10 protein-coding genes are annotated in these 14,105 nt (G+C 68.3%); 8 read left to right on the forward strand and 2 right to left on the reverse strand.

What is annotated here, in order from left to right:
* Positions 1–7 precede the first annotated feature (7 nt).
* Positions 8–1,813 (reverse strand): tetratricopeptide repeat protein, encoded by a 1,806-nt coding sequence (locus tag AB0M01_RS13250; protein WP_363669460.1) that lies wholly within the window; start codon positions 1,811–1,813, stop codon positions 8–10.
* Positions 1,814–1,859: 46 nt separating this feature from the next.
* Positions 1,860–2,675: a class I SAM-dependent methyltransferase gene (locus AB0M01_RS13255; protein WP_363668839.1), complete on the reverse strand. Its 816-nt coding sequence runs from the start codon at positions 2,673–2,675 to the stop codon at positions 1,860–1,862.
* 339 nt (positions 2,676–3,014) lie between these two features.
* Between AB0M01_RS13255 and AB0M01_RS13260 the strand changes: the two genes are divergently transcribed.
* The 8 genes from AB0M01_RS13260 to AB0M01_RS13295 all read left to right on the forward strand — a co-directional run bounded on the left by AB0M01_RS13260 (position 3,015) and on the right by AB0M01_RS13295 (position 14,099).
* The gene (locus AB0M01_RS13260; RefSeq protein WP_363668841.1) at positions 3,015–4,853 is read left to right on the forward strand and encodes an ABC transporter substrate-binding protein; all 1,839 of its coding nucleotides are present in this window, start codon (positions 3,015–3,017) and stop codon (positions 4,851–4,853) included.
* On the forward strand, positions 4,850–5,944 hold the full coding sequence (locus AB0M01_RS13265) for an ABC transporter permease (protein WP_363668843.1): 1,095 nt from the start codon (positions 4,850–4,852) through the stop codon (positions 5,942–5,944). Before AB0M01_RS13260 ends, AB0M01_RS13265 begins: the two co-directional genes overlap by 4 nt.
* A 5-nt stretch (positions 5,945–5,949) precedes the next feature.
* Positions 5,950–6,825: an ABC transporter permease gene (locus AB0M01_RS13270; RefSeq protein WP_363668845.1), complete on the forward strand. Its 876-nt coding sequence runs from the start codon at positions 5,950–5,952 to the stop codon at positions 6,823–6,825.
* Positions 6,818–7,636: an ABC transporter ATP-binding protein gene (locus AB0M01_RS13275; RefSeq protein WP_363668847.1), complete on the forward strand. Its 819-nt coding sequence runs from the start codon at positions 6,818–6,820 to the stop codon at positions 7,634–7,636. Before AB0M01_RS13270 ends, AB0M01_RS13275 begins: the two co-directional genes overlap by 8 nt.
* The gene (locus AB0M01_RS13280; RefSeq protein ID WP_363668850.1) at positions 7,633–8,520 is read left to right on the forward strand and encodes an ABC transporter ATP-binding protein; all 888 of its coding nucleotides are present in this window, start codon (positions 7,633–7,635) and stop codon (positions 8,518–8,520) included. Before AB0M01_RS13275 ends, AB0M01_RS13280 begins: the two co-directional genes overlap by 4 nt.
* Before the next feature lie 390 nt (positions 8,521–8,910).
* Positions 8,911–10,326 carry a family 2B encapsulin nanocompartment shell protein gene (locus tag AB0M01_RS13285; RefSeq protein ID WP_363668852.1) on the forward strand — a complete coding sequence of 472 codons (1,416 nt, stop codon included), beginning with the start codon at positions 8,911–8,913 and terminating at the stop codon, positions 10,324–10,326.
* Between the two features lie 6 nt (positions 10,327–10,332).
* Complete coding sequence (locus AB0M01_RS13290; RefSeq protein WP_363668854.1) at positions 10,333–12,711, forward strand: germacradienol/geosmin synthase; 2,379 nt, start codon at positions 10,333–10,335, stop codon at positions 12,709–12,711.
* Positions 12,708–14,099 carry a family 2B encapsulin nanocompartment shell protein gene (locus tag AB0M01_RS13295; protein ID WP_363668856.1) on the forward strand — a complete coding sequence of 464 codons (1,392 nt, stop codon included), beginning with the start codon at positions 12,708–12,710 and terminating at the stop codon, positions 14,097–14,099. The genes AB0M01_RS13290 and AB0M01_RS13295 overlap by 4 nt, the downstream gene beginning before the upstream one ends.
* Positions 14,100–14,105: the final 6 nt, after the last annotated feature.

Raw genomic sequence — 14,105 nt, forward strand, 5'->3', positions numbered from 1 at the left:
AGTCCAATCAAGAAGAGAAGGAATCGAAGAGCCCCTGCAGCAGCGGGTTCTCGATGTCGGCCGCGATCAGTCGCGCCGAGCTGACCGCCTGGGTGTCACCCACCCGGCCGAGATGCAGGTTCCCGCGGACGAGCAGTTCGCGCATGTCGCACCGCGCCGCCAGCCCGACGAGCTGGGTCGCAAATGACCGCGACCGCTCCACATCCCCATGATCCAGAGCAGTCTGAGCCGCAGCATCGAGCACATGCCCATGGATCCACTGATACCGGTCCGGCTCGCGACTCGACCGCAGCGCGGCCTGATCGAACCAGTGCACAACGCCCGGATAGTCCCCCCGCGCAGAAGCCAGCAACCCGAGCCCCCGGGCCGCGATCCCTTCCCAGCAAGGATCGCTGACCTGGCACCCCAACGCCCAAGCCTGCTCGAACCCGTCCGCCGCGGCATCAACCTCCCCGGCGTACAGATCCAGCTCCGCCAGCAAAGCCTGCGGCCAAGGCAGGAACGCGACCCACCGCTGCTGCCGCACGAGATCCAGCGACTCGGCAACGACCGCCCGCGCCTGGCTGTAGCCCCCACGCAGTAAGTGCGCCCGCCCGAGAATCGACAGCGACCACGCCTGCTGCCGCGCATCACCGCAGCGCGCGGCCAGCTCGACCGAGTCGCCCAGATGCCGCAGCGCGGCCGGATAGTCGCCGAGGTCCGACGCGTTCATCCCCCGTACGCCGAGAATCGCCGCGTTCTCCTCGTCGCTCTCCGCGAGAGCAGACGCCCGCGCGAGCCACGCCTCGGTCGTCGTACGCCGCCCGGCCTGGACCTCGACGAACCCCAGCTGCCGGTACGCCGTCACAACCGTCGCGCGATCACCAGCGCGCTCGGCGACGAGAACCGCCTCCTGCAACGTGATCGCGCCCTCCTCGTCGCGTCCCCGTACGGCGTGCACGAGAGCGCCGCCGAGAGCGACGAGAGCGCGACCTTGCAGCTCCGTGTCGCCGCAGCGCGCGGCCTCGGAGACCGCTCTCCGAAGGCACTCCAGCCCCGACTCGACAACCCCCGCGGCAACCGCCGCGCGGCCGGCTTCGAAGGCGCTCAACGCACTCGCCCGGCTGCCGACCGCACTCAGCGTCGGGCCGCGATCGACGGTCGATGCCTGGCGCAGCGTGGCCGACGCCTCGACACCCAGCTCGCGTCGCAGCATGTCCTCGCAGACCGCGACCTGCCGCAGAGCCGCCGGCCGATCGCCCGCGACCGCGAGGCTGCGGACGAGGAGTTCGTGGTTGCCTTGTTCGAGCGGGTTGGCCGCGACGGCCCTGCTGGCGAAGGGGATCGCGTCCCGTGCCCGCCCCGCCGCGACGAGCCCGACGGCGGCTTCCCGCAGCCGGGACTCGACGGCGGAGGCGACCCGGTGCCGCTCGACCATCAGCCAGGACTCGAAGTCCGGGCAGCTGTCGAGCTCGACCCCTTCGAGCAGCTCGCCGTCGATCTCCAGCAACTGCGCGGGCTCGGCGAGCGAGAGCACCTGCAGCACGTCCACACTCAGGCCAGCATCGAGCGAAAGCGTGACCGGATCGCCGGAAAGCATTGGAGAATTGAAGGCCAACGCCCTCCGCAACTCAGCCAGCGTCCACCGCAGCGCCCCCAGCGGATCCTCGGCATCCGCGAACAGCAACTCCGCAAGCCGTTTCCGCGACGGCGGACGCTCGGCGAGCAGGACGTAGGCGAGCAGCGCCCAACTCTTCCGCCCCCGCGGCGCCCGCACGGCGACTCCGTCGTACAAGATCGCCGGCCGGCCCAGCAGCCTGATCTGCCCCTCCATACGTCCCACCCCCGATCCTCAGTGTGGACCAGCAGGTCCGCAGTTGTCAGCGACGGACGCCGACCGCCTCCAGGTACTCCGCGTGCGCGGCGATCGTCCCGTCGTCGGCCTGGTTGAACGACCGCGGTACGTCGGCCAGTTCCGCCGCGAACTGCGCGCGGTCCGGCTCCGACAACGTCGAGGCCAGCTTGGTGATCGGGCCGTAGAACTCGCGGAACCACTCCGAGAAGTGCTCGGCCGAGTGGTAGCGGAAGACATACTGCCGCCGCGACAGCGCGACCCACTCGACCCGGTCGCCGAACAGCTCGTTCAGGTGCTCCTCGGTGCCCCACAGCACGGCGGGCTTGACCCCGGCCGGCGGCGGCGCCCACTTGCCGACCACCTTGAACATCTGCCCGATCATCCCGGTCGGGGTCCAGTTGGAGAGCGCGATCTTGCCGCCCGGCTTCGTCACCCGGACGAGCTCGTCCGCGGCCCGCTGGTGGTTCGGCGCGAACATCACGCCGACGGTGCTGAGCACGAGGTCGTACGCCGCGTCCGGTACCGGCAGGTTCTCCGCGTCGCCTTCGGTGAAGGTGACGGGCAGGTGCTCGGCGGTCGCGCGCTCACGGCCCTGCTCGAGCAGGTTGGTCGCGTAGTCGACGCCGGTCGCCTCGGCAAAGCGCCGAGCAGCGGCGAGCGCCGCGTTGCCCTGGCCGCAGGCGACGTCGAGGGCGCGCTGCCCGGCCCGTACGTCGGCCGCCTCGACGAGCAGCTCGGCGATGATCTGCAGGGTGTTGCCGACCCGGGGGTAGTCCCCGGTCTGCCACCCGGCGCGCTGCTTGTCCTTGATCGCCTCGAAATCGACGGTGGTGCTGGTCATCAGTGGTCTCCCCCTGGAAGTGGTTGGTGGAGCCAGTCGACGCAGCCACCGTGTGACGCGCCGTGTGACAGCACGAAAACCCCAACGATCACAGAGCGCGAGCCATCGTTGTCAGAGGTTGGTATATCGACTGAGCAGCGGATATCGGCGAATTCTCCAAGCCAGGCAGCAAAGTCTTGCCATCGTTGTCATCGCTACTTATAGTCCGAGAAACGTTTCAATCCGTGATCCCGCAGCCAGCGCAAGTGAAACGGAGACGCCTTACGTCACACCGGCCGGGCGCGATCCACCGCGCCGTCCGCGGCCGAGAACCACCCTCGGACCGAAGGAGATCCGATCGTGAACGACGCACCCCGCCCGCAGTTCGAAGACGTCCAAGCCGTTGTGCGCCACCAGTTGAGTCGGCGCAGCGTGGTCGGGGGAGGTGCGGCGCTCGGGCTCTCCGGTCTGCTGGCCGCCTGCTCCGGCGGCGGAGGCTCGTACTCCGACAAACCGGCCAACCAACCGGCCGCCACCAAGTCGGTGCAGATCGGCAAGGCCAACATCCCGACGCCGCGCGACCAGACGGTCGTGATCGGCCAGGTCGAGTACAACGTGTTCGACAGCTTCAACACGATGATCCCGAACGGCTGGCAGTCCGGCGCCGGCTTCGAGTCGGTCTGCCGGGAGGCGATGTTCTACCTGAACCTGGCCAGCGGCGAGCTGAAACCGTGGCTGTGCAAGGAGTACAAGTACAACGACGACTTCACCGAGCTGACGCTGAACTTCGAGCCGAAGGCGAAGTGGAGCGACGGCAAGCCGCTGACCGCGAACGACTTCAAGTTCACGGTGCTGCTGCTGAAGGACCGCAAGGACCTGTTCGGCGGTGGCGGTGACCTGGGCGAGTTCGTGCAGTCGATCGACGTACCGGACGACCACACCGCGGTGGTGAAGCTGAAGAAGCCCGGCCCGCGGATGCACTACAACTTCATCGCGGCGATCGCGAGCCCGATCATGGAGATCCTGCCCGAGCACGTCTGGAAAGGGCAGGACCCGACCAAGTTCAAGGAGAACCCGCCGACCCGCAGCGGCCCGTACAAGCTGAAGCAGACGATCCGCAGCCAGCGGATGTTCGTCTGGGAGAAGAACCCGGACTACTGGGCCAAGGACGAGGTCGACCCGCCGCCGCAGTACATCGTCTACCAGAGCACGGCCAAGCAGCTGGACTCGGCGGCGCTGGCCTTCGAGCGCGCCGAGTTCGACGTCGGCTCGATCGACGAGCAGCACGCCAAGCAGCTGCGCAACACCGGCTACCCGGCGATGGTCACCACCCAGTTCCACGACCCGAACCCGCGGATCATCTGGCCGAACTGCGACCCGGCCCGCGGCGTGATCGGCGAGCCGAAGATGCGGCAGGCGATCAACTACATGATCGACCGGGAGAAGATCGGCACCTCGATCTGGCCGGTGAAGGTGCCGGCCGCGATCTACCCGTGGGCCGACTACCCGAGCAACGACCCGTGGAAGAACGACGCGCTGGCCGAGAAGTACAAGTTCGAGTACAGCCCGGACAAGGCGACCGCGCTGCTGGACGAGATCGCGCCGAAGAACGCGGCCGGCAAGCGCACGTACAAGGGCAAGGAGATCAACCTCGAGATCATCACCGCGGCGCCGGTCGACGGTCCGGAGTACGCGATCGCGAACGTGATCAAGACCGACCTGGCCAAGGTCGGCGTGCCGGCGACGCTGCGCAGCCTGAGCGGTCCGGTGCACAGCGAGAAGTTCGAGCGCGGCGAGTACGACCTGGACTCCAACTGGGACGGCTTCGCCTTCGACCCGCAGCAGCTGTACGCGAACTGGACCAGCGACAAGGCGCAGCCGATCGGCAAGAACGCCGCCGGCAAGAACAAGCAGCGGCTGAAGGATCCGGCGCTCGACGCGGTCTCGGCCAAGCTCGCCGTGCTTGACCCGAAGAGCGACGAGGCCAAGCCGCTGCTCGAGCAGGCGCTGGAGATCTACTTCCAGCAGCTGCCGCTGATGCCGGTGATCCAGACCGGCTACCCGTCGTACTTCAACACCACGTTCTGGACCGGGTGGCCGACCGACGAGGACCTGTACCAGGTGCCGCTGAACTGGTGGCCGCACTTCATCTTCGTGCTCGGGAAGCTGAAGGCGACCGGTCAGAAGGGACCGGCGTGACCGCAACCGCGCCGCCGGCCGAGGCCGTGGGGGAGAGCGCGGAGAGCGCTCCCTCCCACGGGATCCGGGCCTGGCTGGCGCGGCACCCGCTGGCGGCGTACGCGATCCGCCGGTTCGGGCTCTACCTGGTCGAGCTGTGGGGCGCACTGACGATCGCGTTCTTCTTCTTCCGGCTGATCCCGGGCGACCCGATCCAGACGCTGATCCAGACCCTGCAGCAGAACTACGTGTACAACCAGCAGGCCAGCGCGGAGGTGATCGCGCGCTACCAGACCGAGTTCGGCCTGGACGGCAACATCTTCAGCCAGTACCTGAAGTACATGGAGAACCTGATCCTGCACGGCGACCTGGGACCGTCGCTGATCAACTACCCGACGCCGGCCCAGGACGTGATCCTCAGGTCGTTGCCCTGGACAATCGGTCTGCTCGGGATCGCCGCAGTACTCAGCTGGGTGTTCGGCGTGGTCATCGGCGCCGTGGCCGGCTGGCGGCGCGGCAAGCTCAGCTCGACGATCCTGACCAACCTGTCGATCGCGCTCTCTCATGTCCCGTTCTTCTTCGTCGCGCTGATCCTGGTCTACGTGTTCGCCTACACGCTCGGGCTGCTGCCCGCGCGATCGGCGTACGACTCGACGATCAGTCCCGGGTTCAGCCCGGACTTCATCGGCAGTGTGCTCAAGTACGGCTTCCTGCCGGCGATGTCGATCGTGCTGATCGGGACGTTCAGCTGGATCCTGTCCACCCGGATGCTGATGGTCCCGGTGCTCGGCGAGGACTACCTGGTGTACGCCGAGGCGAAGGGCCTGAAGCCGTGGCGGATCCTGACCCGGTACGCGCTGCGCAACTGCTACCTGCCTCAGATCACCGCGTTCGGGATCTCGCTGGGATTCATCTTCAACGGCAACGTGCTGGTCGAGCAGCTGTTCAACTACCCCGGACTCGGGACGACGCTGGTGACCGCGATCCAGCAGCTCGACTTCAACACCATCCTCGGTGTCACCGACATGGCGATCTTCTCCGTGCTGACCGCCGTGCTGCTGCTCGATCTCCTGCTGCCCCTGCTTGATCCTCGCGTCAAGTACTGGAAGTGATCGCGATGAGACTACTGACCGCGACCGGACACACGATCCGGCACAGCCCCCGGCTGGCGACCGGGCTGGCGATCCTGGCGGCGATGGTGCTGCTGGCGGTCTTCAGCCCGCTGATCGTCGGTGCCATCGGCAACGGTGACGACCCGCTCGAGTTCGCGGCGTACGAGAAGTGGCTGGTGCCCGGGCCGGACCACCTGCTCGGCACCGACCAGTTCGGCCGGGACGTGCTGGCGATGGTGGTGAGCGCGACCTCGGTCTCGCTGCAGATCGGCGCGATCGCCGGCGTGATCTCGACCGTGGTCGGGGTGATCGTCGCGTTCGTGGCCGGGTACAAGGGCGGCTGGGTGGACGGCGTGCTGTCCACGTTCACCGGGATCCTGCTGGTGATCCCGACCTTCCCGCTGCTGATCGCGCTCTCGGCGTACGCGAAGAACGTCAGCCTGTTCCAAGTCGGCGTGATGATCTCGATCTTCAGCTGGCCGTTCGCGGCCAAGACGATCCGGTCCCAGGTGCTCAGCCTGCGCTCCCGCCCGTACGTCGACCTGGCCCGGGTCAGCAAGGCCCGGGACCTGGAGATCATCGTCACCGAGCTGCTGCCGAACCTGCTGCCGTTCATCGGGGTCGGGTTCGCCTCGTCGGCCCTCGGCGCGATCTTCGGCCTGGTCGGCCTGGAGGTGATCGGGCTCGGGCCCGGTGGCGTCATCGATCTGGGCCAGATCATCTTCAACGCGATCAACACCGGCGCGCTGACGCTCGGCGCCTGGCCGATGTTCGTGGTCCCGATCGTGCTGCTGACGTTGCTGTTCGCGGCGCTGAACATGATCAACATCGGCCTCGAAGAGGTCTACAACCCGCGGCTGAGAGGAGTGGCCGGTGAGTGACGACGAGATCGTCCTGGACATCTCCGGTCTGGAGGTCGCCTACTCCACGAACAAGGGCGAGGTGAAGGCCGTCGCCGGTCTCGACCTCGCCGTCCGCCGGGGCGAGATCCTCGGTATCGCGGGGGAGTCCGGCAGCGGCAAGAGCACGCTCGCCGTCGCCCTGCTGCGGCTGCTGAAACCACCGGGCAAGGTCACCGCGGGGAGCGCGATCTTCCGTCCCCGCGGGCGTTCTCCGGTCGACCTGCTGAAGGTCGACGGCGAGGAGCTCCGGGTCCTGCGCTGGAGCGCGCTCTCGTACCTGCCGCAGGGATCGATGAGCTCGCTGAACCCGGTGATGCGGATCGGCGACCAGTTCCGCGACGTCATCCTGGAGCACGCGCCGGAACGCAAGAACACGCTCTCCGAGCTGATCCCGCGGTTGCTCGGGCAAGTCGGGCTGGAGCCCGAGGTGGCCCGGATGTACCCGCACGAACTGTCCGGCGGCATGAAACAGCGAGTGCTGATGGCGATCTGCGTCGCCCTCGAACCCGACCTGGTGATCGCCGACGAACCGACCACGGCGCTCGACGTGACGATCCAGCGCGTGATCCTGCAGAGCCTGGTCGACCTGCAACGCGACTTCGGCGTCACGCTCGTGGTGATCTCGCACGACATGGGCGTGCACGCGCAGCTGGTCGACCGGGTCGCGGTGATGTACGAGGGCAAGCTCGTCGAGGTCGGCGACGTACGCCAGGTCTACAAGCGGCCGCAGCACGAGTACACCCGGCAGCTGATCGAGTCGATCCCGCGTCTGGGGAGGAGAGCATCGTGACCAAGACGATCGAGCTCAGTGGCGTCCAGCAACGGTTCCACGCCCGCGGCGCCGCCGGCGGTTACCTGACCGCGGTCGAGGACGCGAGCTTCACGCTCTCCCCGGAACCGCCGCAGGTGGTCAGCCTGGTCGGCCAGAGCGGCAGCGGCAAGTCCACGATCGCGCGCAACGTGCTCGGCCTGCAGAAGCCGACCAGCGGCACCGTCAAGTACGGCGGCAAGGACATCTTCAAGCTCGACCGCACCGAGTACGACGACTACCGCCGCAACGTGCAACCGGTCTTCCAGGACCCGTACGCGATCTTCAACCCCTTCTACCGCGTCGATCGGGTGCTCTGGAAGGCGGTCAAGAAGTTCGGCCTGGCCAAGACCCAGGCCGACGGCCTGAAGCTGATCGAGCGGTCACTGGAAGCCGTGAAGCTGGAGCCCGAACGTGTCCTCGGCCGCTACCCGCACCAGCTGTCCGGTGGCCAGCGGCAACGGGTGATGCTGGCAAGGATCCACATGCTCCGGCCGGCCTTCGTGATCGCCGACGAACCGGTGTCGATGCTCGACGCCCAGGTCCGCCGGTTGTTCCTCGACATCCTGCTGGACTTCCAGCGCGAGCACGGCATGACGACGCTGTTCATCACCCACGACCTGTCCACCGTCTACTACCTCGGCGGCCAGGTGATGGTGATCAATCGTGGCCGGATCGTTGAACGAGGCCCGGTCGACACCGTCATGCACGAACCCTCGCACCCGTACACGCAGCTGTTGCTGGACTCGATTCCACAACCCGACCCCGACCAGCGCTGGACCGGCCGGATCGAGGTCGACGAGCTGTCCGGTACGGCGGAAGCGGGCACGCCGAAGGCGGCCGCACCGGAGACCCCGATCATCTGAAAGACGTATTGAGTCGGGGTGCGGCAGCCATTAATTCGGGGTCGTCAGGGCTTTGCAAGATCGTCACTCTGTGCGTCTCTTGACGCCCGAGGTGAGGGCTCGGTTACCGTGAGTTCGTATCCAGCCGGACTGGCCGAGCGTGGGGCGAACTGGGCGCCCCGAGCAGTCGTCCGCCGGCCAGTTCCGTCCCGCACCGGTGTTGCCGCCGGTGCCTGGGCGGGCGCTCGGCTGGACCACTCGCCGTCGAACCACTGACTGCTGCCTGCCCACAACGCCTTTCTGCCTGCCCGAGTAAGAGCCGTCCGTCCGATCGCTGACGCCTGCCCGGATGTCCCCGGGCCGCTGCGTGCTGCGACCGGGCGGTCCGAACCGAATGGTGGTGCATTCCGCGTGACCCTGACCGAACCGGCGTCGTCCGACGCCCAAGCGCAGCGACCGCAACTCAGCCTCGGGACCGCCGCCGCGCGGAACCTGGCGACCACGACCAAGTCCGAGCCGCAGATGCAGGGCATCACCTCGCGGTGGCTGCTGAAGATGCTGCCCTGGGTGCAGGTGAACGGCGGCGCGTACCGGGTGAACCGCCGGCTCAGCTACGCCGTCGGCGACGGCCGGGTCACCTTCACCACCAGCGGTGCCGAGGTCCGGGTGATCCCGCAGGAGCTGTGCGAGCTGGCGCTGCTACGCAGCTTCGACGACGTCGAGGTGCTGACCGCGCTGGCCGATCGCTTCGAGCAGCAGGAGTTCCAGCCCGGTGACGTGATCGTGGAGCGCGGACGGCCCGCGGACCGGATCTGCCTGATCGCGCACGGCAAGGTGAACAAGATCGGCGCCGGCAAGTACGGCGACGAGTCGGTGCTGGAGACGCTGGCCGACGGCGACCACTTCACCTACCGGGCGATCCTGGAGTCCGAGGACTACTGGGAGTACACCGTCAAGGCGATCACGCCGTGCACGCTGCTGACGCTGTCGCAGGACTCCTTCGAGGACCTGGTCGGCCGCTCGGACAGCCTGCGCGCCCACATCGAGGCGTTCCGGGCCAACCCGCAGCCGGAGTCCGACGAGTTCGGAGAGGCCGAGATCGCGCTCTCTGCCGGTCACGAGGGTGAAGCCGACCTGCCCGGTACGTACGTCGACTACGAGACGACGCCGCGCGAGTACGAGCTGAGCGTCGCGCAGACCGTGCTCCGCGTGCACAGCCGGGTCGCCGATCTCTACAACCACCCGATGGACCAGACCGAGCAGCAGTTGCGGCTGACCATCGAGGCGCTCCGCGAGCGCCAGGAGCACGAGATGGTGAACAACCGCGACTTCGGCCTGCTGCACAACGCGGACCTGAGCATGCGGATCCCGACCCGGAGCGGTCCGCCGACCCCGGGCGACATGGACGAGCTGCTCGGCATGGTCTGGAAGGAGCCGGCCTTCTTCCTCGCCCACCCGCGGTCGATCGCGGCGTTCGGGCGCGAGTGCACCAAGGCCGGGATCTACCCGGACAGCGTCGACTTCGGCGGGCACCGGGTGCCGGCCTGGCGTGGCGTCCCGATCTTCCCGTGCAACAAGATCGGCGTCAGCGAGACCCGGACCAGCTCGATCATGCTGATGCGCACGGGGGAGGACAGCCAGGGCGTCGTCGGCCTGCAGCAGACCGGCCTGCCCGACGAGTACGAGCCGGGGCTGTCCGTGCGCTTCATGAACATCAACGAGAAGGCGATCATCAACTACCTGGTCAGCGCCTACTACTCGGCCGCCGTCCTGGTGCCGGATGCGCTCGGCATCCTCGAGGGTGTCGAGATCGGCCGCGAGGGCTAGTACCGGATGAGAGCGCCGAAACCACCGGGAGCCGCCGCCCGGCTCGTCTCCCACGTCGGGCGGGACGCGACAGACGAGCCGGGCGGCCCACCACCGGGTCAGCACACCAGTACGCCGGCCGCGAGGGCCGAGAGCAAGCAGCCGTACCAGCTTCCCGACTTCTACGTCCCGTACCCGGCGCGGCTCAACCCGCACCTGGAGCAGGCCCGCGAGCACAGCCGTGCCTGGGCGTACGCCTTCGACATGATCGACGTACCCCAGGACGGCAAGGCGATCTGGGACCTGCACGACTTCGAGTCCCACGACTACGCCCTGCTCTGCGCGTACACGCACCCGGACGCGAGCGCCGCCGCGCTCGACCTGGTCACCGACTGGTACGTGTGGGTCTTCTACTTCGACGACCACTTCCTGGAGCTGTACAAGAAGACCCAGGACACCGCCGGCGCGAAGGCCTACCTGGACCGGCTGAACGCGTTCATGCCGGTCGAGGGGCCGATCACGGAAACGCCGGAGAACCCGGTGGAGCACGGTCTCGCCGATCTCTGGAACCGGACCGTCCCGTCGATGTCGGCGGGCTGGCGGCGCCGGTTCGTCGACACCACCGAGGCGCTGCTGGCCGAGTCGCTGTGGGAGCTGTCGAACATCACCGCCGGCCGGCTGGCCAACCCGATCGAGTACGTCGAGATGCGCCGCAAGGTCGGCGGCGCACCGTGGTCGGCGAACCTGGTCGAGTACGCCGTCGAGGCCGAGGTCCCGGACGAGGTCGCGCACCTGCGGCCGATGAAGGTGCTCAGCGACACGTTCTCCGACGCGGTGCACCTGCGCAACGACCTGTTCTCCTACCAGCGCGAGGTGGAGACCGAGGGCGAGCTGAACAACGGCGTACTGGTCGTGGAGCGCTTTCTCGGGTGCTCTCCGCAGCGCGCGGCCGATCTGGTGAACGACATCCTCACCTCGCGGCTGCACCAGTTCGAGAACACGGCGCTGACCGAGGTGCCGCCGTTGCTGGAGGAGCACGGCGTCGGTCCGCAGGGCCGGCTCGACGTCCTGGCGTACGTGAAAGGCCTGCAGGACTGGCAGTCCGGCGGGCACGAGTGGCACCTGCGGTCGAGCCGGTACATGAACGACGGCGGTCAGGCGGCGACGCTCGGGCCGAGCGCGTTCCTGGACGGCCCGAAGGGGCTCGGGACGTCGGCGGTCCGGATCCTGCAGTCGATGGTCTCGTCAGCGCCGTACCGGGTCCGCAGTCACACGCACCGCCCGTACGACGTGGCCGAGCCGTACGAGCTGCCCGAGCTCTACATGCCGTACGACGCGAAGCTCAGCCCGCACCTCGGCCGGGCCCGCGCCAACGTCCTGGAGTGGGGCGAGCGGATCGGGATCACCGACGGGCTGGTCTGGGACCGGCACCTGCTGGAGATCGCGGACCTCGCGTTGTGTGCCGCCGGCATCCATCCCGACGCCGAGCCGGACGCGCTCGACATCTCCACTCAGTGGCTGGCCTGGGGGACGTACGCCGACGACTACTACCCGGTGGTCTTCGGAAGAACGCGCGATCTGGCCGGTGCGAAGGCGCAGAACCAGCGGTTGTCGCGGCTGATGCCGCTGGACGTCTCCGGGGAGGCCGGTGCGGGAGCGGCCGGCGGGATCGCTCCCGCGAACGGGCTGGAGCGCGCTCTCTCGGATCTCTGGACGCGGACCGCCGGGCCGATGACGCCCGAGGCGCGGACGGCGTTCAAGGCCGGGATCGACTCGATGACCGACAGCTGGCTGTGGGAGCTGGCGAACCAGACCCAGCACCGGATCCCCGACCCGGTCGACTACCTGGAGATGCGCCGGCGCACCTTCGGGTCCGACCTGACGATGAGCCTGTGCCGGATCGGGCACGGCCGGACGGTTCCGCCGCGGATCTACCGGACCCGGCCGATCCGGGCCCTGGAGAACGCGGCCGCCGACTACGCCTGCCTGCTGAACGACGTGTTCTCGTACCGCAAGGAGACCCAGTACGAGGGCGAGCTGCACAACGGCGTCCTGGTGGTCCGGAACTTCCTGGACTGCGACCTGCCGACCGCGTTCGCGACGGTGGCCGCGCTGATGGAGGCGCGGATGAAGCAGTTCGAGCAGCTGGTCGCGGTCGACCTGCCGGTGCTGTTCGACGACTACGACCTGGACGACGACGCCCGCCGGGTGCTCACCGGGTACGCCGAGGAGCTGCAGAACTGGATGTCCGGGATTCTCGTCTGGCACCAGGGCTGCGGCCGGTACGACGAAGCCGAGCAACTGCACATCCCCCGGAAGCTGCTGGGCGGCACGCCCGGGCTGGGGACGTCGGCGGTGCGGATCCCGCGCCCGGCGAGTGAGAAGCGACTGGAGGGTGCACTGTGACGACATCCGAGACCGAGACCAAGCCGCAGCTCAGCCTGGGCACCGCGGCGGCGCGGCAGCTGGCCAGCACGACCAAGTCCGTCCCGCAGATGCAGGGCATCTCGCCGCGCTGGCTGCTCCGGGTGCTGCCCTGGGTGGAGACCAAGGGCGGCGCCTACCGGGTGAACCGCCGGACCAGCTTCGCGGTCGGCGACGGGCGGCTGAGCTTCTCCGTCGCCGGTGCCGACGTCCGGGTGATCCCGCAGGAGCTGACCGAGCTCCCGCCGCTGCGTGAGCTGGACGACGCGGATCTCCTGCAGGAGCTGGCGAACCGGTTCGGGCTGGAGGAGTACGAGCCGGGCTACGCACTGACCGAGTTCGGCAGCCGGATCGACGACGTGCTGCTGGTTGCCCACGGCAAGATCAGCAAGGTCGGCGTCGGCCGGTACGGCGACGGCACCGACCTGGGGACGGCGGCCGACGGCGACTACTTGGGCGAGCAGCTGTTCCTCGACCCGCCGGAGAGCATCTGGGAGTTCACCGCCCGGACGACGACCCGGTGCACGGTGCTGCGGCTCACCAGGCAGTCGCTCGACGACCTCAAGGACCGCTCCGAGACGTTGCGGACGTACCTGGACGAGATCCGGTCCCGGCCGCGGCAGCCGCAGAACAAGAACGGAGAGGCCGAGATCGCGCTCTCCGCGGGACACGCCCTGGAGGACGACCTGCCGGGGACCTTCGTGGACTACGACCCGGCGCCGCGCGAGTACGAGCTGAGCGTCGCGCAGACGATCCTGCGGGTGCACACCCGCGTCTCCGACCTCTACAACCACCCGATGAACCAGACCGAGCAGCAGCTCCGGCTGACCATCGAGGCGCTGCGCGAGCGCCAGGAGCACGAGCTGATCAACAACCGCGACTTCGGACTGCTGCACAACGTGGACTTCAAGCAGTGCCTGTACCCGCGCAGCGGTCCGCCGACGCCGGACGACTTCGACGAGCTGCTGACCCGGCGCCGCAAGCCGCGCGCGCTGATCGCGCACCCGCGGGCGATCGCCGCGTTCGGCCGTGAGTGCACCAAGGCCGGCGTCTACCCGGAGAGCCAGCTCGTCGACGGCCACCGCGTCCAGTCCTGGCGCGGGGTTCCGATCCTGCCCTGCAACAAGATCCCGATCCACTCCGACAACACCACGTCGGTGCTGGTGATGCGGACCGGGCTCGAGGACGAGGGCGTGATCGGGCTGCGCCAGACCGGGATCCCGGACGAGGTCGAGCCGGGGCTGAACGCCCGGTTCATGGGGATCGACGAGAAGGCCGTCACGTCGTACCTGGTCAGTACCTACTACTCCGCCGCGGTGCTGGTCCCGGACGCCCTCGGCGTCCTCGAGCACGTCGAACTCGGCGGATGAGGAGCG

Origin of the sequence: Kribbella sp. NPDC051770 (genome assembly GCF_040681455.1) — a bacterium.
GTDB lineage: Bacteria > Actinomycetota > Actinomycetes > Propionibacteriales > Kribbellaceae > Kribbella.

Coding starts and splice junctions, on each gene's coding strand:
- AB0M01_RS13250 (WP_363669460.1), bottom strand. CDS start 1,813: ATGGAGGGGCAGATCAGGCTGCTGGGCCGGCCGGCGATCTTGTACGAC.
- AB0M01_RS13270 (WP_363668845.1), top strand. CDS start 5,950: ATGAGACTACTGACCGCGACCGGACACACGATCCGGCACAGCCCCCGG.
- AB0M01_RS13290 (WP_363668854.1), top strand. CDS start 10,333: ATGAGAGCGCCGAAACCACCGGGAGCCGCCGCCCGGCTCGTCTCCCAC.
- AB0M01_RS13255 (WP_363668839.1), bottom strand. CDS start 2,675: ATGACCAGCACCACCGTCGATTTCGAGGCGATCAAGGACAAGCAGCGC.